The sequence below is a fragment of the Caulobacter sp. RHG1 genome (genome assembly GCF_013181195.1).
In the GTDB taxonomy this organism is placed as follows: Bacteria; Pseudomonadota; Alphaproteobacteria; order Caulobacterales; family Caulobacteraceae; genus Caulobacter.
Map to the genome: position 1 here is coordinate 298,560 of NZ_SMZP01000006.1, position 19,512 is coordinate 318,071.

The 19,512-nt window shown below is 68.2% G+C and carries 25 protein-coding genes; 9 read left to right on the forward strand and 16 right to left on the reverse strand.

What is annotated here, in order from left to right:
- Positions 1-27: 27 nt before the first annotated feature.
- The gene (locus tag E1H18_RS17890) at positions 28-213 is read left to right on the forward strand and encodes a bacterioferritin-associated ferredoxin (protein WP_172270958.1); all 186 of its coding nucleotides are present in this window, start codon (positions 28-30) and stop codon (positions 211-213) included.
- 146 nt (positions 214-359) lie between these two features.
- On the forward strand, positions 360-839 hold the full coding sequence (gene bfr, locus E1H18_RS17895) for a bacterioferritin (RefSeq protein WP_172270960.1): 480 nt from the start codon (positions 360-362) through the stop codon (positions 837-839).
- Here the strand turns inward: bfr and E1H18_RS17900 are convergent.
- Positions 836-1,327, reverse strand: coding sequence for a GNAT family N-acetyltransferase (locus E1H18_RS17900; RefSeq protein WP_172270962.1), 492 nt, complete (start codon positions 1,325-1,327; stop codon positions 836-838). The genes bfr and E1H18_RS17900 overlap by 4 nt on opposite strands.
- Before the next feature lie 165 nt (positions 1,328-1,492).
- The gene (locus E1H18_RS17905) at positions 1,493-2,917 is read right to left on the reverse strand and encodes a PAS domain-containing methyl-accepting chemotaxis protein (protein ID WP_172270964.1); all 1,425 of its coding nucleotides are present in this window, start codon (positions 2,915-2,917) and stop codon (positions 1,493-1,495) included.
- Between the two features lie 415 nt (positions 2,918-3,332).
- Here E1H18_RS17905 and E1H18_RS17910 point away from each other — a divergent pair, with 415 nt between their 5' ends.
- On the forward strand, positions 3,333-3,911 hold the full coding sequence (locus E1H18_RS17910) for a tryptophan-rich sensory protein (RefSeq protein ID WP_172270966.1): 579 nt from the start codon (positions 3,333-3,335) through the stop codon (positions 3,909-3,911).
- On the opposite strand, the gene E1H18_RS17915 is transcribed toward E1H18_RS17910, so the two are convergent.
- Positions 3,912-4,235: a DUF2834 domain-containing protein gene (locus E1H18_RS17915; RefSeq protein ID WP_172270968.1), complete on the reverse strand. Its 324-nt coding sequence runs from the start codon at positions 4,233-4,235 to the stop codon at positions 3,912-3,914. It abuts the gene before it with no gap.
- Between the two features lie 213 nt (positions 4,236-4,448).
- On the opposite strand from E1H18_RS17915, the gene E1H18_RS17920 reads away from it, so the two are divergent.
- Positions 4,449-5,120, forward strand: a complete 672-nt coding sequence (locus E1H18_RS17920; RefSeq protein ID WP_172270970.1) for a DUF1109 domain-containing protein — start codon at positions 4,449-4,451, stop codon at positions 5,118-5,120.
- 54 nt (positions 5,121-5,174) lie between these two features.
- Here E1H18_RS17920 and fba read toward each other — a convergent pair whose 3' ends face one another.
- The 3 genes from fba to gap all read right to left on the reverse strand — a co-directional run bounded on the left by fba (position 5,175) and on the right by gap (position 8,715).
- Entirely contained in the window at positions 5,175-6,266 is a 1,092-nt protein-coding gene (gene fba, locus E1H18_RS17925) for a class II fructose-bisphosphate aldolase (RefSeq protein WP_172270972.1), read from the reverse strand.
- A 169-nt stretch (positions 6,267-6,435) separates the two neighbouring features.
- Complete coding sequence (gene pgk, locus E1H18_RS17930) at positions 6,436-7,626, reverse strand: phosphoglycerate kinase (protein ID WP_172270974.1); 1,191 nt, start codon at positions 7,624-7,626, stop codon at positions 6,436-6,438.
- A gap of 81 nt (positions 7,627-7,707) precedes the next feature.
- A complete protein-coding gene (gene gap / locus E1H18_RS17935) occupies positions 7,708-8,715 on the reverse strand; it encodes a type I glyceraldehyde-3-phosphate dehydrogenase (RefSeq protein ID WP_172270985.1) in 1,008 nt (335 codons plus the stop codon).
- A gap of 276 nt (positions 8,716-8,991) precedes the next feature.
- Here gap and E1H18_RS17940 point away from each other — a divergent pair, with 276 nt between their 5' ends.
- A complete protein-coding gene (locus E1H18_RS17940) occupies positions 8,992-9,396 on the forward strand; it encodes a hypothetical protein (protein WP_172270987.1) in 405 nt (134 codons plus the stop codon).
- A 2-nt stretch (positions 9,397-9,398) separates the two neighbouring features.
- The gene (locus tag E1H18_RS17945) at positions 9,399-9,725 is read left to right on the forward strand and encodes a cell division protein ZapA (RefSeq protein WP_172270989.1); all 327 of its coding nucleotides are present in this window, start codon (positions 9,399-9,401) and stop codon (positions 9,723-9,725) included.
- Positions 9,726-9,727: 2 nt separating this feature from the next.
- Here E1H18_RS17945 and E1H18_RS17950 read toward each other — a convergent pair whose 3' ends face one another.
- Positions 9,728-10,024, reverse strand: coding sequence for a type II toxin-antitoxin system RelE/ParE family toxin (locus tag E1H18_RS17950; RefSeq protein ID WP_172270991.1), 297 nt, complete (start codon positions 10,022-10,024; stop codon positions 9,728-9,730).
- Positions 10,021-10,302: a type II toxin-antitoxin system ParD family antitoxin gene (locus E1H18_RS17955; protein ID WP_172270993.1), complete on the reverse strand. Its 282-nt coding sequence runs from the start codon at positions 10,300-10,302 to the stop codon at positions 10,021-10,023. The genes E1H18_RS17950 and E1H18_RS17955 overlap by 4 nt, the downstream gene beginning before the upstream one ends.
- Before the next feature lie 301 nt (positions 10,303-10,603).
- On the opposite strand from E1H18_RS17955, the gene E1H18_RS17960 reads away from it, so the two are divergent.
- Both E1H18_RS17960 and E1H18_RS17965 read left to right on the forward strand, forming a co-directional pair.
- Entirely contained in the window at positions 10,604-11,212 is a 609-nt protein-coding gene (locus tag E1H18_RS17960; protein ID WP_172270995.1) for a 5-formyltetrahydrofolate cyclo-ligase, read from the forward strand.
- A gap of 22 nt (positions 11,213-11,234) precedes the next feature.
- Entirely contained in the window at positions 11,235-12,056 is an 822-nt protein-coding gene (locus E1H18_RS17965) for a TIGR00282 family metallophosphoesterase (RefSeq protein ID WP_172270997.1), read from the forward strand.
- A 2-nt stretch (positions 12,057-12,058) separates the two neighbouring features.
- Here the strand turns inward: E1H18_RS17965 and E1H18_RS17970 are convergent, their stop codons facing one another.
- A complete protein-coding gene (locus E1H18_RS17970) occupies positions 12,059-13,114 on the reverse strand; it encodes a LacI family DNA-binding transcriptional regulator (RefSeq protein WP_172270999.1) in 1,056 nt (351 codons plus the stop codon).
- A 195-nt stretch (positions 13,115-13,309) separates the two neighbouring features.
- Between E1H18_RS17970 and E1H18_RS17975 the strand changes: the two genes are divergently transcribed.
- A complete protein-coding gene (locus tag E1H18_RS17975) occupies positions 13,310-13,822 on the forward strand; it encodes a molybdenum cofactor guanylyltransferase (RefSeq protein ID WP_172271001.1) in 513 nt (170 codons plus the stop codon).
- Here E1H18_RS17975 and E1H18_RS17980 read toward each other — a convergent pair.
- The 7 genes from E1H18_RS17980 to E1H18_RS18010 form a co-directional block, all read right to left on the reverse strand.
- Complete coding sequence (locus E1H18_RS17980) at positions 13,819-15,288, reverse strand: sulfite reductase flavoprotein subunit alpha (RefSeq protein WP_172271003.1); 1,470 nt, start codon at positions 15,286-15,288, stop codon at positions 13,819-13,821. The genes E1H18_RS17975 and E1H18_RS17980 overlap by 4 nt on opposite strands.
- Positions 15,288-16,280: an FAD:protein FMN transferase gene (locus tag E1H18_RS17985; RefSeq protein WP_172271005.1), complete on the reverse strand. Its 993-nt coding sequence runs from the start codon at positions 16,278-16,280 to the stop codon at positions 15,288-15,290. Before E1H18_RS17985 ends, E1H18_RS17980 begins: the two co-directional genes overlap by 1 nt.
- A 50-nt stretch (positions 16,281-16,330) precedes the next feature.
- Positions 16,331-17,191: a DUF4198 domain-containing protein gene (locus E1H18_RS17990; protein ID WP_172271007.1), complete on the reverse strand. Its 861-nt coding sequence runs from the start codon at positions 17,189-17,191 to the stop codon at positions 16,331-16,333.
- Positions 17,192-17,205: 14 nt separating this feature from the next.
- Positions 17,206-17,721 (reverse strand): DUF2271 domain-containing protein, encoded by a 516-nt coding sequence (locus E1H18_RS17995; protein ID WP_172271009.1) that lies wholly within the window; start codon positions 17,719-17,721, stop codon positions 17,206-17,208.
- 10 nt (positions 17,722-17,731) lie between these two features.
- Positions 17,732-18,361, reverse strand: a complete 630-nt coding sequence (locus E1H18_RS18000) for a PepSY-associated TM helix domain-containing protein (RefSeq protein ID WP_172271011.1) — start codon at positions 18,359-18,361, stop codon at positions 17,732-17,734.
- A gap of 66 nt (positions 18,362-18,427) precedes the next feature.
- Complete coding sequence (locus tag E1H18_RS18005; protein ID WP_172271234.1) at positions 18,428-19,102, reverse strand: 2OG-Fe dioxygenase family protein; 675 nt, start codon at positions 19,100-19,102, stop codon at positions 18,428-18,430.
- Between the two features lie 5 nt (positions 19,103-19,107).
- Entirely contained in the window at positions 19,108-19,497 is a 390-nt protein-coding gene (locus E1H18_RS18010; RefSeq protein ID WP_172271013.1) for a group III truncated hemoglobin, read from the reverse strand.
- Between the last annotated feature and the right edge of the window lie 15 nt (positions 19,498-19,512).

Sequence of the window (19,512 nt, forward strand, 5' to 3'; positions counted from 1 at the left end):
ACACTCAATCGGGTAGGGCGTTCTTCCTTGTACGTCTGTAACTGTAACGGCATCCGCGAGCGCGAAGTGCGCGCCGCCATCGACGCAGGGGCCACCCGCCCGGCGGAGATTTTCCGTCACAAGGGTTGCCAGGCCCAGTGCGCCAAGTGCGTCTGCGAAATGCGCCAGATGATCCAGGAAAGCCGCGAAGCCCTCGCATTCGCAGCCGAGTAACGGCCCAAAACTCTACTTTGTCGGCTATCGCGAAGCACTCGCACGCTTTTCTGTGAGCCTGCGAAACACTTGCACAGATAGCGGTTGAAGCCCCGAACGGCTTGCCCCAGGTTCCGCCCGAACAGCGAACCCTTAAGGAGGCCGCCATGCAAGGCGACGCCGGCGTCATCCGCGTGCTCAACGCGGTGCTCACCAACGAACTGACGGCGATCAACCAGTACTTCCTGCACGCGCGGATGTACGACAACTGGGGCTTCAAGCGCCTCGGCAAGATCACCTATGACGAATCGATCGGCGAGATGAAGCACGCCGACAAGCTGATCAACCGCATCCTGTTCCTGGAAGGCCTGCCCAACCTGCAGGACCTGCACAAGCTCAAGATCGGCGAGACCGTGCCGGAATGCCTGGCCAGCGACCTGAACGTCGAACTGTTCAACCGTGAGATCCTGGTCCCCGGCATCGTCCAGTGCGAGACCGTCCGCGACTATGTCAGCCGCGAGATCCTGCGCGAGATCCTGACCGACACCGAAGAGCACATCGACTTCCTCGAAATGCAGCTGGGCCTGGTCAAGTCGCTGGGCGACCAGAACTATCTGCAGTCGGCCATGGGCGAGCTGCCGGCTTAAGCGCGCCGCTCCATGAACACCCGCAGGCTCTCGTCGAGCCCGCGCGCGATATGCTGACGCCGGATCTCCCTGAGGTCCGGCGTTAGTTTTGTCTCATCGATGTCGACGAAGCCCAGGCGGCGGTACCAGGGCGCGTTCCAGGGGATGTCGCGGAAGGTCGACAGGGTCAGGATCGTGGCCCGCTCGGCCACGGCGTCCAGCAGGGCCGCGCCGATGCGGCGGCCGGCGAAGACCGGCAGCACGTCGATCTGTTCGATGTAGAGGCCGTCGTCCACGGGGCGGAACATCACGAAGGCGACGACCGCGCCTTCCGTCTGCGCGACCAGCAGGCCGCCGGCCGCGATGCGGGCGGCTAGCACGTCAGGCGGCGACGGCTCGTCCGCGGCCAGGGCGTCCATCACTCCGACGAACCGCTGGGACGAAGCCCGCTCGATGGCGCGAACGGTCTCGATCTCGGATGGCAGGGCAGGGCGGATGAGAAGGCTCATGGCGGCAAGCCTATCATCGACATCGCCTTAGCCCGAGTTTCCCCGCGAAGGCGGGGATCCAAGCGGACTTCCAAGAAGAGGCTGAGACCGAGCCCCAGTCTGACAGCCAGCTTGGGTCCCCGCCTTCGCGGGGAAGCTCGGTGTGGTGGATCTGCCGTGGAAACTTTACGCCGCCCGCGCCCCCGGACGGCCATAGGCGCCGCGGATCTGGGCCTGGCGTTCGACGACGATCTCCTGGCCGGTGTTGAAGCGCTGCATCATGTCCGACAGGTCGTGGGCTTCGGTGCGCAGGTTGGCCGAGGCCGCGGTGGTCTGTTCGACCATCGCGGCGTTCTGCTGGGTCACCTGGTCCATCTGGTTGACGGCGCTGTTGACCTGGTTGAGGCCGGTGGCCTGTTCCTGGGACGAGCGGGCGATCTCGGAGATCAGCAGGTCGATCTCGCCGACCTTGGCGACGATGCCGTCCAGCGAGGCGCCGGTCTCGCCGACCAGGCGCACGCCACGATCGACCTGGGCCGTCGAGTTGGCGATCAGGGTCTTGATCTCGCGGGCGGCCTCGGCCGAGCGCTGGGCCAGGGCCCGGACTTCCTGAGCGACAACGGCGAAGCCGCGGCCGGCTTCACCCGCACGGGCGGCTTCGACGCCGGCGTTCAGGGCCAGAAGATTGGTCTGGAAGGCGATCTCGTCGATGACGCCGATGATCTGGGTGATCTGGCCGGAAGACTTCTCGATCTCACCCATGGCGGCGACGGCCTCGGCCACGACCTTGCCCGAGCGGTCGGCGTCGGCGCGGGCGCCGGACGCGGCCTGCGAGGCGCGGTTCGCGCCGTCGGCGCTGCGGGCCACGGTGGCGGTGATCTCGTCGAGCGCGGCGGCGGTCTCCTCCAGGCTGGCGGCCTGTTGCTCGGTGCGGCGCGACAGGTCGGAGGCGGCGTAGGAGATCTCGTCGCAGCCGGCGTGCATGCCCATGGTGCGCTGGACGATGCCCTGCACGGTCTCGCGCAGGCTGGCCATGGCGGCGTTGAAGTCGTCCTTGATCTGCTGGTAGCGCGGATCCATCGACGCGTCGATGCGGGCGGTCAGGTCGCCCTTGGCCAGGCTGTCCAGGCCGGCGGCCAGCACCGAGACGACGGTGTTGTCCTGGTCGGCCTTCTTGCGGGCGGCCTCGGCGGCGGCGCGTTCCAGCTCGACCTGGGTGATGTCGGCGGCGAACTTGATGACCTTGTAGGCCTTGCCGTCCTTGTCGAACATCGGGTTGTACGAGGCCTGGATCCAGATCTCCTTGCCGTCCTTGCCCACGCGGCAGAACTTGTCGGAGAAGAACTCGCCGCTGGACAGCCGCTTCCAGAAGTCGCGGTACTCGCCGCTCTTGGCGTAGTCGCAGTCGACGAACAGGCTGTGGTGGCGGCCCTGGATCTCCTGCAGGCCGTAGCCCAGGGTCTTCAGGAAGTTGTCGTTGGCGGTGATGATCGTGCCGTCGAGATCGAACTCGATCACCGCCTGGCTGCGGTGGATGGCGGCGATGACGGCTTCCAGCTCGGTGATGCGGCTGGTGGTCTTGTTGTCCTGGCGGGCCCGAAAGATCGACATCGGCATGTTCCCCAGCGGGTCCCCGACCGGCCACCCCCTGGTGACGAGTCCTTCCCGCGTTTCGGCGAAAGGTTGTGCTCCGAAGTTCAAGGGAAGCTTAATGACCGGCAACCTTAACCGGTCCATTTGGGCTGTTGATCTGGAATAAATCGTAGAAAAAACAGTATTTTATTGGGAATTTTCATCCCAAGGTGCTGTCGCGCGGCATTACGTCACACGGGTCCTTGAACGGCGTTGCGCGAAAAGGTTGTGGCCCCTTAAGGCCTTACGAAACCTGCCTTTGACGCGTTTTCCGCTGGCGTGAAAAAACGATCGCGGCATCATGCGTCGAGGTGTCGCTACGGCTGAACCGCGGTCTGGAACCAAGGTGCAGCTGGGCTGTTTGACCTTATCGAGTAGACGAGGGAGTCCCGCCATGCATATCGCCAACGGAAAGACCCGCGACCGCGCCCTGGCCGGCCGTGAGGCGTTCCAGCTGGACAGGCGGGAGGGTGGCGTACACCCCGTGGCCCAGATCGCGGCCGGCGCGGCCTTGGCGGGCGCCGCCATCGTGGTGGCCCGACTGATGGGCGGCCGCCATGAACGCGTCCTCGACGACGAGATGTACGCGGTCGAGTTCGCCGAGATGCACGAGCCGGTCGCCCACCAGCCCAAGCCCCTGACCAGCCTGCTGCTGCCGCCGCTGTTCATCGCCATGACCTTGTCTGGCCTGCGCACCTGGAATTCGCCGTCCAGCCCGGCGCGCACCCGCGCCCTGACGATCTGGAGCCTGGTGCAGGGCTTCAACGCCCTGTGGCTGGGCCTGGGCGCCAAGCGCGTCGGCGGTCAGCTGGGCGCGGCCACGGCTTCGCTGGCGGCCTCGGCGGCCTATGCGCTGGAAGCCCGCAAGGTGGGCGGCGGTTCGGCCCCGGACCTGGGCTGGGTCGGCATCGCCAACGCCCTGACCGCGCAGCTGTGGCGCCGTCCGGTGCTGCGCGCCCCGACCATCCACTAGTCAGGCCTCAAGGTCGGCCGTCTCCGCGTCGCCGCGCAGCGCCAGAAGCAGCGGCAGGCCCAGCGAGACGCCAACCAGCAGCGTGGCTACGCCAGTCAGCCAGAATACGCGCGGCCCATGCCGTCTGGCTTCGCGCCACGCGAACACCAGCAGCGCCACGGCCGAGACGATGACGTCCCAGCCGAAGAACGCGCCGATCCGGGTCGAGAACAGCTCGGCGACGAACGGTCCGGGCGCCAGGCCATGCTCGGCGACCCAGGGGGCGAAGGCGCTGTAGGGCAGGACGATTCCGGGTACGCACAGCAGCCAGTAGAGCTTGGACATCTCATCTCTCCGAGGTGGAGCGTCGATGTGAACCGCGGCGCTGGCCCTGGCCAGGGGCGTTGTGTCGGACGCCCGACGTGCATCACGTTTTGTACCGCTACCTCATGGTTGATTGACAAACCATCGTTCGACCAATGAAGTGCCGCGGCCTTTCGCGCATGCGGCGCAAGGGCGACATCCAATCCCGTAGGCCGGCTCTGTGGGGAGAGGCGCGTGACGATAGACGACGCGCTCGCAGCGGCGGGCGGCGACAGCGAACCTGTTTCTGGCGGCGTTGGATGGTCGGCGGCCAACCTGCCGTGGCGGCTGGTCGAGACGGCCATGGCCGGAGCGCTGGCCGGCGTGCTGATCATCTTCTTCTGGCTGGAGTTGCGGCCGGATCTGCCGCTGGCGGCCAGCGGGGCCTTTTTCTGGATCAAGGGGGGCTATCCCCTCGCCATCGCCGCCTGCGCCCTCGTGGCGGCCACGCGGCTGGCGCGCGAGCAGCGGGGAGCGGATGTGGCGCTGGGCGCGGCGGCCGTCCTGGGCGGATTGATGCTGGTCGCCGCCGCCGTGCAGATCATCGACCTGCCGACCGAGATGGTCCTGGCCCTGCTGTGGCCCGACGGCGCGATCTGCGTCGCCAACGTCCTGACGATCGCTGCGCCGATGCTGCTGCTGGCTGCCGTGGGCCTGCGCCGCGTCGAGCTGGATCGCCCTGCGGCTACCGGCTTTGCCTGCGGCCTGTTCTGCGGCGGTGTCGCGGGGGCGGTGGATGGCCTGCACTGCTGGCAGGAGACCTACGCCTTCGTGGGGCCGTGGTTCAGTCTGGCCATGCTGGCCTGCGGCGCGGTGGGGGCAGGGAGCCTGGCGATGTTGGCGCGGTGGGGACGGCTCGGGGCATGAAAAAGCCTCCCGGATCGCTCCGGGAGGCCTCTTCATCTCAGCGATCCGAACCGCTTACTCAGCCGCAGCCTTGGCCGCGCCGGCGCCGAACTTGGCGTTCAGCTCGCCCGAGACGTAGCGCTTGGCCATGGTCGCGGTCGACAGCGGCTTGATCTTGTCGGCGTGGCCAGCCGAGCCGAACTCGGTGAAGCGGGCCTGACAGACCTTGCGCATCGCTTCCTTGGCCGGCTTCAGATAGGCGCGCGGGTCGAATTCCTGCGGCTTCTCGATCAGCAACTTGCGGATGGCGCCGGTGATGGCCATGCGGTTGTCGGTGTCGACGTTGATCTTGCGCACGCCGTGCTTGATGCCGCGCTGGATCTCTTCGACCGGCACGCCCCAGGTCTGGGGCATCTCGCCGCCGTACTGGTTGATGATGTCCTGCAGGTCCTGCGGGACCGACGAAGAGCCGTGCATCACCAGGTGGGTGTTGGGCAGGCGGCGGTGGATTTCCTCGATCACGTTCATGGCCAGGACGTCGCCGTCCGGCTTGCGCGTGAACTTGTAGGCGCCGTGGCTGGTGCCCATGGCGATGGCCAGGGCGTCGACGCCGGTGGCCTGCACGAAGTCGACCGCCTGGTCCGGATCGGTCAGCAGCTCATCGTGCGACAGCTTGCCTTCGAAGCCGTGGCCGTCTTCAGCCTCGCCCATGCCTGTTTCCAGGCTACCCAGCACGCCCAGCTCGCCTTCGACCGAGACACCGCAGCTATGGGCCATCTGGACCACCTTCTTGGTGACCTCGACATTGTACTCGTAGCTGGCCGGGGTCTTGGCGTCTTCCATCAGCGAGCCGTCCATCATCACCGAGGTGAAGCCGTACTGGATCGCCGTGGCGCAGGTCGCCGGGCCGTTTCCGTGGTCCTGGTGCATACACACCGGGATGTGCGGATACAGCTCGACTAGGCCGTCGATCAGACGGGTCAGGACGATGTCGTTGGCGTAGTTGCGCGCGCCGCGCGACGCCTGGATGATGACCGGCGAGTTGACGGCGTCGGCCGCCTCCATGATCGCCAGGCCCTGTTCCATGTTGTTGATGTTGAAGGCGGGCAGCCCGTACTCATGCTCGGCGGCATGGTCCAGCAGCTGGCGCAGCGTGATGCGAGCCACGTAGTCTCTCTCCTGCAAGCGTTAAGTGGTTGGGTCGTTTCTTGTTGTTGGGGCCGTGACGCTTTTGCGCTCTCTGCCCGGGTCGATGCGTGCCAGTCGTGTATTGCGTCTCAGTCTTATACAGGCCGAACGCGGATCTGCACGATCCGCGCCAGCAAATAACTTGAGCTTAGGCTTCCAGAGCTGCGACGCCCGGAAGCGTCTTGCCTTCCATCCATTCCAGGAACGCGCCGCCGGCGGTCGAAACGAAGGTGAAGTCGGCCGACACGCCCGCGTGGTTCAGCGCCGCGACGGTATCACCGCCACCCGCGACCGCCACCAGCTTACCCGATTTGGCCAGGGCCGCGGCATGTTTCGCCGCCGAAACGGTCGCTTCGTCGAACGGAGGGACTTCGAAAACGCCAAGCGGGCCGTTCCAGATCAGGGTGACGCTGTCGTCCATGGCCGCCAGCAGGCGCTTGGCGCTCTCCGGACCGGCGTCCAGGATCAGGTCGTCGGCCTGGACTTCGTTCAGCGCACGGACGGCGGTCTCGACACCAGGCGCGACCTTCTTGGCCACGACCACGTCGGTCGGCAGCAGCAGCTCGCAGCCGGCCTTCTCGGCCTTGGCGATGATCTCGCGGGCGGTGTCGGCCAGGTCCTTCTCGCAGAGCGAGGCGCCGACGTCGTGGCCCTGGGCGAACAGGAAGGTGTTGGCCATGCCACCGCCGATCGCCAGGCGATCCAGCTTGGCGACCAGGTTGTTGAGCAGGTCCAGCTTGGTCGAGACCTTGGAGCCGCCGACGATGCCGATCACCGGCTTCTTCGGATTGCCCAGGGCGGCGTCCAGCGCTTCCAGCTCACGCTGCATGGAGAGGCCCGGATAGGCCGGCAGCAGCTTGGCCAGGCCTTCGGTCGAGGCGTGGGCGCGGTGGGCGGCGCTGAAGGCGTCGTTGACATAGACGTCGCCGTTGGCGGCCAGGGCGGCGGCGAAGTCGGCGTCGTTCTTCTCTTCGCCGGCATGGAAGCGGACGTTCTCCAGCAGCGCGACGCCGCCGTTCTCGAGACCGTTCACGACGTCAGCGGCGGCCGGGCCGACGGCGTCCGAAGCGAAGGCGACCGGCTGTTCCAGCAGCTTGCTCAGAGGCTCGGCCACGAAGGCCAGGCTCATCTCCGGCACGACCTTGCCCTTGGGGCGGTCGAAGTGGGCCAGCAGGATGACCTTGGCGCCCTGCTTGGACAGATAGCTGATGGTTGGCAGGGCCGCGCGCAGGCGGGTGTCGTCGGTGATCTTGCCGCCGTCGACGGGCACGTTGAAGTCCACCCGAACCAGGGCGCGCTTGCCGGCGAGGTCGGCGGTGTCGAGGGTGCGGAAGGTCATCAGGTCGTCCCGGAAAAGCGTGGGGATATCAGGCAAGGAAAACCCCGCTCCTTGTGGGAGCGGGGTTTGGTAGGGCGTTCCTTAGAGGAACTTCGCCATCTCGAGAGCGGTGTCGCTCATGCGGGTCGCGAAGCCCCACTCGTTGTCGTACCAGCTGAGCACGCGGACCAGCTTGCCCTCGATCACTTGCGTCTGGGGCAGGGCGGCCGTCGAGCTGGCGGCGATGTGGTTCAGGTCGGTCGAGACCAGCGGGTCGGTCGTCGTGAACAGCACGCCCTTCATGGCGCCGTCGGCGGCGGCCTGCAGGGCGGCGTTGACTTCATCCACCGTGGTGTCGCGCGAGGGCACGACCTTCAGGTCGATGACCGAGACGTTCGGGGTCGGGACGCGGATCGACGAGCCGTCCAGCTTGCCCTTCAGGGCCGGCAGGACCAGGCCCAGGGCCTTGGCGGCGCCGGTCGAGGTCGGGATCATGCTCAGGGCCGCGGCGCGAGCGCGGTAGAGGTCCTTGTGCATGGTGTCCAGCGTCGGCTGGTCGCCGGTGTAGCTGTGGATCGTGGTCATGTAGCCACGCTCGATGCCGACCAGATCGTGCAGGACCTTGGCCACCGGGGCCAGGGCGTTGGTGGTGCACGAGCCGTTCGAGACGATGATGTCGTCGGCGGTCAGGGTCTCGTGGTTGACCTTGTAGACGATGGTCTTGTCGGCGTTGTCGCCGGGGGCCGAGATCAGGACGCGCTTGGCGCCGGCCTTCAGGTGGGCGGCGGCCTTGTCCTTGGCGGTGAAGATGCCGGTGCACTCGAACGCGATGTCGACGTTCAGCTCGGCGTGCGGCAGCTCTTCAGGGTTACGGATGGCCGTGACCTTGATCTTACCCATGCCGACGTCGATCCAGTCCTCGCCCGACGTCACGGTGCCGGGGAAACGGCCGTGCACGCTGTCGTAGCGCAGCAGGTGGGCGTTGGTCTCGACCGGACCCAGGTCGTTGATCGCGACGACCTCGATGTCGCGGCGGCCATGCTCGGCGATGGAGCGCAGGACCAGACGTCCGATGCGGCCGAAGCCGTTGATGGCGACGCGAACAGCCATGGATCTTTCTCCGGTTTATGGCCGCCGATCGAAGGCGACCGGCGTTCCCTAGTTGGGGTGGCGTTTTGCGGTGTGCAGCCGACAAGTCAAGTCCGAGAAACTACGGCGGGCCTCGCGATTGCTGAAAGCGGTGCAAAAATCAAAACAACCGGGGCGGGTCGCGGACAGGTGAGGCCGAATGCTGCTATGGCCTTTCCCACCGCCCCAATCTCGCCTCCGAACGCTGGTGAACAGGGCCCCGATCTATATGTTGCGCTGCATGATGGAAGACTGCCGATGATCCCGGCCGATGGAACGGCTCTCGACCTGGCGGTTCGCCGCCTGGAACGGGCGGTGAGCCAGCTGGAACAGCGCCAGGCGACCAAGGCCGCCGAGGTCGAACGCGCCCTGGCCGCCGCCAGCGCCGCCGCGCCGGCCATGCCGCTGTTCTCGTCCGAGGAGCCGGGCCTCTTTGACGACCAGGAGCGCACGCGCCTGGTCGCCGACCTGGAAGCCGCCCGCGAACGTGAGAAGGCGCTGGAGGAAGCCGGCGAGCAGGCCTCGGTCGCCCTGGGCCGCGCCATCGCCGAGATCCGCGCCGCCCTCGGCGACGAGGCTGTCGCCAACGACCACCATCACGACGGCCACGCCGTGACGCCGGGCGAGGACGACGAGCTGTTCGACGATCCTGAGGAGGCCTGACCATGTCCCAGGTGACCATCCACGTGAACGGCCGCCCCTACATGGTGGGCTGCGAGGACGGCCAGGAGCCGCACCTGAAGGAGCTGGCGCGCCTGTTCGACCGCCAGGTCCGCCAGGTCAGCTCCGACGTGGGCCAGCTGGGCGAGACCCGTCTCTTCCTGATGGGCGCCCTGCTGCTGGCCGACGAGCTGTCGGATATGAAACTCCGCCTGGCCCACGCCAACGCCGAGATCACCCGCATGCAGCAGGACGGCACCAAGGCCGAAATCGCGGCGATCCGGGCGCTGGATGCGGCGGCCGAGAAGCTCGAGAAGCTGGCGGCGGAGTAGTCTCAGTCCGCGAAATCTATGGTCTTGCCGCCATGGAAGAGCCGGTCGATCACGACGGCCTCTGGGGTAATGTGAAACGCGATCTCGGTTTTTCGCTCAAAGCCCAGCAGTCGTACGCTTGGGCGGACGTCGTCTCGCGCCAAGCCTTGTTTCGGAAAGGCCGCGAGGTTGGCGCACCGCGCTTCGAGCCGCATCACATAGCCGAGGGCCGTGTTCGGCGCGCCCCGCTCGGCGATGTAACGATAGATCTCGAAAAGGTCGTCGCGCGCTTCCGGCGAGAAAACGACCTTCCGGGTCACGGCTTGGATTTCAGCCGGCCGGCGTGATGCGCACGGATGGAGGCGAAGACCTCCTCGGCGGCGATGCCTCGGTTTGGATCGTCCAGCATCGCGTCATAGACCGGCGCGACGTCCTCGCGCAGCCAGCGCTCCACCGCCGCGTCGCGTTCCTGAAGCGCCCGAACGCCGGCGCGAACGACTTCGCTGGCCGACGCGTATGTCCCGGCCGAGACCAGGTCATCGATATAGCGGGACTGTTCGGCGGGCAGGCTGACGGTGCGTTTGCTGACGGCGGACATGGCGAGGCCTCCGATCGGCAGGATAGCAGGCGGTGTGAAGCCTGCATACCGCAGGCCGCGTCACCACGCCCCTGGCTTTCCGCCTTCCGAGTCCCTATCTTGATCCACGGCGGGTCTTGCTGTGGCCCTCGTCGAAGATTTCTATTCCCAGGGACCTTAATCTCTCTATCGGGACCTGTTCCCTCCCGTGCCCGTGGCTGCGGGAACACGGGGCCCACCTGTAACTAACAGGTTCGAGTGGATTGAAACGTCTTCACGGTTCTTCGCGGCGCCGCCACCCTATCTCCCCTATAAGCGGCGAATGACCATCGCCGACCCCGCGGCCGCCAAGACGGCCCTGCGCATCTTCCTGCGCAACCAGCGCAAGGAACTGGCCCGCCAGCATCCCGAGGCCGACTGGATGATCGCCGAGGCGGCGCGCGGGCCGTTGGCCAAGCTGTTTCCCGAGCCCTCCGGCAAGGTCGCGGCGCTGTATCACGGCCTGGGCGCGGAGATTTCGCCGCTGATCCTGGCCGGCCACATGCATGAAGCAGGCTGGACCCTGGCCTTGCCGGCGGTCGAGGACGCCGAGGCCGCGCGCATGGTGTTCCGCGCCTGGACGCCTGGTGAGCCGCTGGTCCACGACGCCATCGGCCTGCGCGGCCCGGCTCCCGAGCAGCCCGCGCTGCAGCCCGATCTTGTGATCGCCCCGCTGCTGGCCTTCCAGCGCGACGGCCTGCGGCTGGGGCAGGGCGGGGGCTATTACGACCGGGCGCTGGAAGCCCTGCGGGCCCGCAAGCCGGTGGTGGTCATCGGCCTGGCCTACAGCGGCCAGCAGGTCGAAAACCTGCCGACCGAACCGCATGATCAAAGGCTGGACGCCATTCTCACAGAAAAAGAGTATATCGCCGTCAATGACATGAGCCGCTGACGGCTCGCTCTAAGGACTTTCGATGCGTTTCGCCTTCTTCGGCGATGTCGTCGGCAAGTCGGGCCGCGACGGCCTGGCCGACCATCTGCCTGATCTTCGCCGCCGTCTCGGCCTCGAGTTCGTGATCATCAACGCCGAGAACGCCGCGGCCGGCTTCGGCATCACCGAGAACACCGCCCGCGAGCTGTTCGACGCCGGCGCCGACTGCCTGACCCTGGGCAATCACAGCTGGGACCAGCGCGAGGCCCTGACCTACATCGTGCGCGAGCCACGCCTGATCCGGCCGGCCAACTACCCGATCCTGTCCGACGCCCCGGGCCGGGGCAGCCATCTCTTCCAGACCGACTCGGGCAAGACCGTGTTCGTGGTGAACCTGCTGGGCCGGGTGCACATGGACGCCATGGACGACCCGTTCGCCGCCGCTGACCGCGAGCTGGACAAGGCCCCGCTGGGCCAGGTGGCCGACGCGGTGATCGTCGACATGCACTGCGAGGCGACGTCCGAGAAGATGGCCATGGGCCACTATTGCGACGGCCGCGCCAGCCTGGTGGTGGGCACTCACACCCACGTGCCGACCGCCGATTGCCAGATCCTGCCGGGCGGCACCGCCTACCAGACCGACGCCGGCGCCTGCGCCGACTATGACAGCGTCATCGGCAACCAGAAGGAAGAGCCGCTGCGCCGGTTCACCACCAAGATCAGCGGCGGCCGCTACACCCCGGCCAGCGGTCCGGCGACGATCTGCGGCGTGTTTGTCGAGACCGACGACCGCACCGGCCAGGCCGTGCGGGTCGAGCCGATCCGCGTCGGCGGTCGCCTGAAGCAGGCGATCCCGGAAGTCTGAGCCTAGTCGCTGGCCGGCCCGGTGGAGTCCCGCACGATCAGCGTGTGGGGATGCATCAGCTGGCGGGGTTCGCCGCCGCCGTCGCGCTGGCGGCGGATTTCCTCCAGCACCAGGTCGACGGCCGCGCGGGCCATGGCCGCGATCGGCTGGCGCACCGTGGTCAGCGGCGGCCAGATGTTGTCGGCGATCGAGGTGTCGTCGAAGCCGACGATCGACAGGTCGCCCGGCACGTCCAGGCCCAGGCGATGGGCCAGACCCGCCGCGGCGGCGGCCATGTCGTCATTGCCGGCGAAGATCGCCGTGGGGCGCTGGTCGCCCGACAGCAGCCGCTCGGCCGCGTCCAGGCCCGAGCGATAGGTGAAATAGCCCTGCTCGACCCGGATGTCCTCCATGGGCACGCCGGCCGCCTTGAGCGCGCTCATGAAGCCGTCCAGGCGCTGCTGGCTGACCGTCTGGTTGGGGTGACCCTTGATAAAGCCGAACCGCTTGTGGCCCAGGCCGATCAGGTGCTGGGTCAGCTCGAAGGCGGCGGCCTCGTTGTCGATGCGGATGGTGGCCATGTCGGCGCTGGCCAGACCCGGCGCCACGGCCACGGCGGCCGCGCCCGCGGCCTTGATCTCGGCCAGCACCTGCGGGCTCTCGCACAGCGGCGGCGGCAGGATCAGGCCATCGACGCCGGTCTTCAGCAGGCGGGCCAGGGTGGCCCCGGCCAGCTCGGGCTCGGCGCACTTCTCGATGACGATCTGGGCGCCGGTGCGGCTGCTCTCGTCGAGGGCGCCGACCAGGAACTCCGACAGGAAGCCCATCGAGGGGTTGTCGTACAGCAGGCCGATGCGGAACGGCGCGCTGCCGGCCAGGCTGCGGGCGGCGGGGTTGGGGGCGTAGTTGAGGTCGGCGATGGCCTTCTCGACCAGGGCGCGGGTTTCCTCCTTGACGGTGCTCTCGCGATTGATGACCCGCGAAACGGTCATCGGCGAGACGCCCGCCCGGGCGGCGACGTCACGGATCGTGGCGCTCTGGGTCGTACGACGACGCTGGCGCTCGGTCGGTTGGCTCATTCTTGTATTTCCGTCCCTTTGCGCGGGGACACTAGAGCCTGACCGTTTCTGATGGAAACATCAGAAACGGATAATCAGGCTCTAGCTCAAACATTTTGAGCGTGGCGGGCGCCGAAACCGCTCACACTTTCGGCTGCCACGCTCAAGACCGCTTTGGGTAGAGCTTGGAAGACGGGCGCCTGCTAAGAGCGGGACATGACTTCGCTCGGCGCCATCATCCTGTGCGGCGGCGCGTCCCGGCGAATGGGGCGCGATAAGGCCGTGCTCGACTGGGGCGGCGCTCGGGCGGTGGACCGGGTGGCGGCGTTGGCGCGGGCGGTGGGCGCGCAGGCGCTGGTGACGGCCGGCGCGGATTTCGGCCTGCCGTGGGTTCCCGACGAGGATGCGATGGCGGGGCCCGTCGGCGGCGTGCTGGCCGGGGCGCGGTTTCTGGGGACGGAGCGGCTGCTGGTGCTAGCCGTGGATGCGCCGACGGTGACGGTCGATGACCTCGCGCCGCTGCTGCCGGGCGGAGGCCATTACGAAGGCCTGCCGGTGCCGATGGTGCTTGAGGCGGCCGCTTTGCCGGTGGAGGCGCAAGCCGGCTGGCCGTTGCGGCGACTGGTCGAGCGAGCGGGGCTGGCGGCGCTGGCGGCTCCGGAAGGGGCTTTGGCGCGGTTACGGGGCGCTAATACGCCGGAAGAGCGCGCGGACCTTTTGGGTCGCTAGTACACGTCCCGCCGATACCGCCCCTCGTCCGTCAGCCGTTCGAGCGCCTCACTCCCCAGCACCTCGACCAACACGGCGTGGACGTCGCGCGACATGCCTTCCAGGGAACCGCAGACATAGATCGCCGCGCCGTTCGCCACCCAGCGCCGCAGCACGTCCGCCGCCGCGCGCAGGCGATGCTGGACATAGACGCGGTCGGCCTGGTCGCGGGAGAAGGCCAGGTCCACGCGGTCCAGCAGGCCCGAAGCCTGCCAGGCCTCGATCTCGGCGCGGTGGAAATAGTCGTGGGCCGACGTGCGCTCGCCGAAGATCAGCCAGTTCCATCGTACGCCCAGGGTCGCGCGGGCTTTCAGGTGGGCGCGCAGGCCGGCCAGGCCGGTGCCCGAACCGATCAGGATCAACGGGCGGTCCTTGTCCGGGGCGTGGAAGCTGCGGTTGGTCCGCACCCGGCCGTCGATGATAGAGCCGACCTCGGCGAACCGGCACAGCCAGCCCGAGCCCAGGCCCGGGGCGCCGTCGACGCGGGGCATCAGGCGGACCAGGAGCTCGACCGCGCCGTCGCTGGGCAGGGAGGCGATCGAATATTCACGGTGCGGCAGCGGCGTCAGGTCGGCTATGTCGCCGATTGGGCCGTGCGGCAGGCGCAGGCCTGACAGCGCTTCTGTCATCTCAGCCGGCAAACCCAGGGCGGCGACCTCGGCCGGGTTGTTGCGCGGACCGATTTCCAGGATGTCGCCGGCTTCCCAGGTCGCCTTGTCGACGGGTTCGAGACGCACGTGCCAAGCCTCGCCGCCGGGGCTGCCAGGGTTCAGCAGGCGGCGCTCGGCCAAGGTCCAGCGGCCATAGGCCGGGCGGCTCCAGTCGGGGGCGTCGGTGACGCCGGTGATCAGCGACAGCTGCCCCTGCCAGTGGCGCAGGGCGGCCGGGTCGCCGTCGTCGACCTCCACGCGGTCGAACAGCGCCTCCGCCCCGGCATGGGCCAGCCAGGCGTCCAGCGACCGGCCGAAGGCGCAGTACTGGGCGTAGGTCGCGTCGCCCAAGGCCAGCACGCCGTAGCGCAGGCTCGAGAGGTCGTGGCCGTCCTTCATCACGTCGCGGATGAAGGCGCGGGCGGTGTCGGGGGCGTCGCCTTCCCCGGTGGTGCTGACCACGAACAGGGCGCGGCCGGTCAGATCGGCCGCGGTGACGGCCGATAGTTCCCGCAGAACCACCGGCGCGCCGCCTTCGGACAGCGCCTTGGCTGTAGCATTGGCCAGTTCCTCGGCAAATCCGGTCTGGCTGGCATAGGCGACCAGCACGGGCTCGCCCGAGCCCTGCGACAGGGCCTTGGCCGCCTTGCGCGTGGCGTGGCGGCGCAGGGCCTCGCGCGCGGCGATGGCGGCGCAGAACAGAGCGTAGGCCCCGGTCACGGCGCCGGCCGCGATCAGGCGGCGGGTCTCGGGCGGAAAGGCTTCGAGGTCGAACATCAGTCGTCCAGCATGGTCTGCAGGGCGGGCGACAGGCGCTCTTCCAGCGCCGTCCCGCTGCGGCTGACGATCAGCGCCGCCAGGTCGTGGGCGGCGGCGAAGGCGAGCGCCGCGTCGGGCGCCATCACGGTCAGGGCCGTGGCCCAGGCGTCGGCGCTCATGCAGTCCTTCGCCAGCACCGTGACGCTGACGGTCGCGTGGCGGACGGGGGCGCCGGTGGCGGGATCCAGCGTGTGAGCGTAGCGGCGGCCGTCATGGTCGAAGAACCGCCGGTAGTCTCCGGAGGTCGCGACGGCCAGATCGTGCAGGGCGACGACCGTATGCTCGGCGTCGTTGGCGGTCGGCGGGCGTTCGAGCTCCACCCACCACGGCTGGCCGTCGGGCTTGGCGCCCGTGCCGCGCAGCTCGCCGCCGACCTCGACGAGGTAGCTCTTCACGCCGGCCCGATCCAGCGCGGCGGCGGCCTGATCGACGCCGAAGCCCTTGGCGATGCCGTTGAGGTCCAGCTTCAGGCCGCCCGGCTGGAACAGCGCGTCGCCGTCCAGCGTCAGACGGCTCCAGCCGCCGGTCTCACGCAGGGCGGTGATGTCGGACGGGGCAGGAGGGGCACCGGCGAAGGCGCGGGGGCCAAAGCCCCAGAGATCGGTGAGCGCGCCCAGGGTCGGGTCGAACGCGCCGTCGCTGGCTGCCGCGATTTCGATCGCACGGCGCAGGACCGTGGCGGTCTGGGCGGGCAGGGCGGTCCAGCTTCCGGCCGCGGCGCGGTTGTAGCGCGAGAGGTCCGACAGCGGCTCCCAGGGGCTCATCTCGGCGACGACGGCGTCGAGCGCGCGCTGGACCATCGCCTCGAGGGCGGGGAGGTCGGTCGTGGCCGGCAGCACCGCCTTGACCGACCAGGTCGTGCCCATCGTCGCCCTGCCAAACGCACGGACGCTGCCGCCGACAGGGCGGGCAGGCGGCGTGACGATGGCGGGGATCAGGACGCGGGACATGGGGAAATCTCATCCTCCCCCGCACAGGCAGGGGAGGATGATGGCGACCTTTACGGACGCTGGGCTTCGATGACGGCGGTGTAGCTGGCGTTCTCGCCATTTCCCGGCAGCGCCTGGACAGCGCCTTGTTGAGGCGCGCCGGGCGGGCCGCCGCGGGCGTTGGCGCCCGAACGGACCGAAGCGTTGACCCAGTACATGCCCGCTTCCGGCAGGGTGAACTTCACCGCGCCGTCGGGACCGGTCTTGACCTTGATCTCGCCGGGGCTGGCGCGCCAGCGGTGGCCGCCGGGGGCGAAGGTCACTTCCAGGTCGGCGGCGGGCTTGCCGTCGATGACGAACTTGAAGGTCGCCGGCTCGGTGGCGATCACGTCGGTCGGGTGGGTGACCGGCACCAGTTCCAGGCCCTTGCCGGTCGGCTTCAGGCTTTCGGTGGTCGGCTTGTCGCGCGTCACGAAGGTTTCGTTGCGGTTGGCCGACTTGATGACCTTGAGGTCGGCGGCGCCGGCCGGGACCTGCTTGGCGAAGTCCTCGGCCGAGCCGCGGAAGCGCTTCACTTCACCGTTCTCGGTGTAGCTGGCCATGACCGAGCCGCCGGCCGTGAAGATCTTGTAGGTGCCGGGTTTGCTCAGCTGGACGTCGAAGGTCGAGCGGTATTTGCCGGTGGACGCGTTCTGGATCTTGTCGATCGCGCCGTCCGGGGCCAGCACCTGCACGCCGTCCGTGCGCATGGCGACATGGTCGGGGTGGAACAGCTCGTTGGAGACGGCTGCGTCGAAGGTCACCCAGGCGCTGTCGCCCGACAGGTTGGTGAACGACGGCAGCAGCCAGCCGCGGTGGGCTTGCGCCGACAGCGGCATCGCGAGGACTGCGCCGAGAGCGGCGACGGCCAGCAGGCTTTTCTTGAAGGTCATGTCGGTTCTTCCCCTCACTTCACGGAAACGGTGACGGCGCCCAGCTCGGTCGCGCCCTTGGCCGAGGCCGGCTTGCCGGCCTTGCCCCAAACGAACGGAACGCGGACGGCTTCGTGGCCGCCCACTTCGCGGGCGGCTTCGACGACCAGGTTGTACTGGCCGGGCTTCAGCGCCTTCAGCGCGCCCTTCGAACCGGCGAAGACCAGCTTCTGCGGACCCGGCGCGCGGGTGGCGCCCGAGACGCCGTCAACGGGGAAGCTCATCTCGCGACCGGCCTTGCGCCACCACTGGCGCATGTCCTTCAGCCACTTGGCGCCTTTGTCCTCGCGGTTGTCGGCGTCGTACCAGACGGCCAGGGTGCCGGCGGCGCTGGCGTCGGCGCCCTCGATCCAGATGGCGACATAGGGCTTGTGGTATTCGGCCACGGTCATGCGCGGGATCTCGACGGTGACGTTGAGATCGGCGGCCAGGGCCGGCGCGGCGCCGACGGCGGCGCCGGCGAAAGTCAGGAGAGAGATCGAACGCTTCACGGGGTGTGCCTCAGAGGTGAACGAAAAGGATGATGAGAACGATGGGGCCGGCCAGACCCAGCGCGACCAAGGGCCAGGTCATCGGCCGGGCGCGGGCGTGGAACTGCAGCAGGATCAGGCCGGTGACGGTGAAGATCACGCAGGCTGCGGCGAAGACGTCGATGAACCAGGCCCAGGCCTTGCCCGAGTTGCGGCCCTTGTGCAGGTCGTTGAGCAGGCTGACCGCGCCGCGCGTGGTCTTCTCGTGCTCGACGGCGCCGGTCTCGCGGTCGATCGACAGCCAGGCGTCGCCGCCCGGGCGGGCGAGGGCGACATAGACCTCGCTGGACGACCACTCGCCCTCGCGGCCGGCGACGTCGGCGCCGACGGCCTTATCCAGGAACCGCTCCATCTGCACGGGGAGGGGGCGCTTGCCCTCTTCCGGACCCTTGGCCAGCAGCGCCAGCAGGTCGGCGGGCAGCTCGGCCTTGCGGCTGACCACCTTGGGCTCGGCCTCGATCTGGCCGGCGTGGTTCAGGGTGATGCCGGTGATGGCGAACAGCATCATGCCGACCAGAGAGACAGCCGCGCTGATCCAGTGCCACTGGTGCAGCTGCTTCAGCCAGAAGGAACGGCGATGCTGATCGGCGGCGGACTTCACGGGAACGGGGGCAACCTTGGCGATGAAGGCCCGTCCTTACTTGAGAACGAATTGCAATTTCAAGCGTTATGCGCCGCTTTCGGCCCGGAACGTGGCCACCAGCACATCCCGTAGCGCGGGTTGCTCGGAATCGACCGGCTGGATCGGCGTCACCCCGTGCAGCACGCGGTGGTCGTCGAGGAACACGGCGTCGCCAGGGGCGGTCAGGGTGAACGAGCCCAGACTGGTCCCGTCCGGAGCGTAGATGTCGGTGACGCCGCGATCGACGTTGGTGCGCTCGACCAGCATGACGATCACCCAGTCGACGCCGTCGCGATGCGCGCCCTCGGGCGTGGGCTGCCCGACCTCGCCGACGCGGGCCTCGATGCGGAACTGGTGCAGTTCGACGTGCCACGCCCGGTCGCCGAAGAGATCGACGCCCGCGCGGATCACGCTCTGGGTCACGGGATGTTCGGCAATGGCGTCGGTGACGGGCTCGAACCAGCGCTGCACGCCGCCGTTCAGCGGATTGTAGTCGCGGCTCTGCCAATGGGGCTGATGGGGCTTGCGCTCGACGCCGTCGGCCGAGGCGGAAAAGGCCGCGAACCGCCGCCGGCGATAGCGGCCGCCGTCGGCCATGAAGCCGTCCAGCGGCAGGTCGTTCCAACTGTCGGCGAAGCTGGCCCAGGCGGCCTTGGCCTCGGGGCCCAGCATGTCCAGGGTCTGCTCGGCCTCGAAGCGGACGAAGCCCTGGTCTTTCATCCCGCTCAAGCGACCGCGTCCGGCTTGAAGAACAAGCCCAGCTTCAGGCTGGCGGCGATGCGCTCGGCCTTCTGGCCGACGATGGCGGCGCGCGGGGCGTCGAACAGCTCGGTGCAGGTCTGATGGAACAGGTTCAGCCAGGGCATGAACAGGCCCTCGGTCAGCTGCGGGATCCGCTGATGCACCGCCATGGGCGAGCCCTTGTAGCGGCCGGTGGTGTTCAGCACTGACGACCAGAAGTCCTTCAGCGTGGCCAGGTGATGCGGCCAGCCATCGGAGCCGACGGCCTCCTCGAAAATCGGCCCCAGGCGGTGGTGGCGACGGACGCGGGCGTAGAAGGTCTCGACCAGAGTGTCGATCTCTTCGTCGGTGAAGAGGGGAGGAGGAACAGCCATGGCCGCAAGATGGGC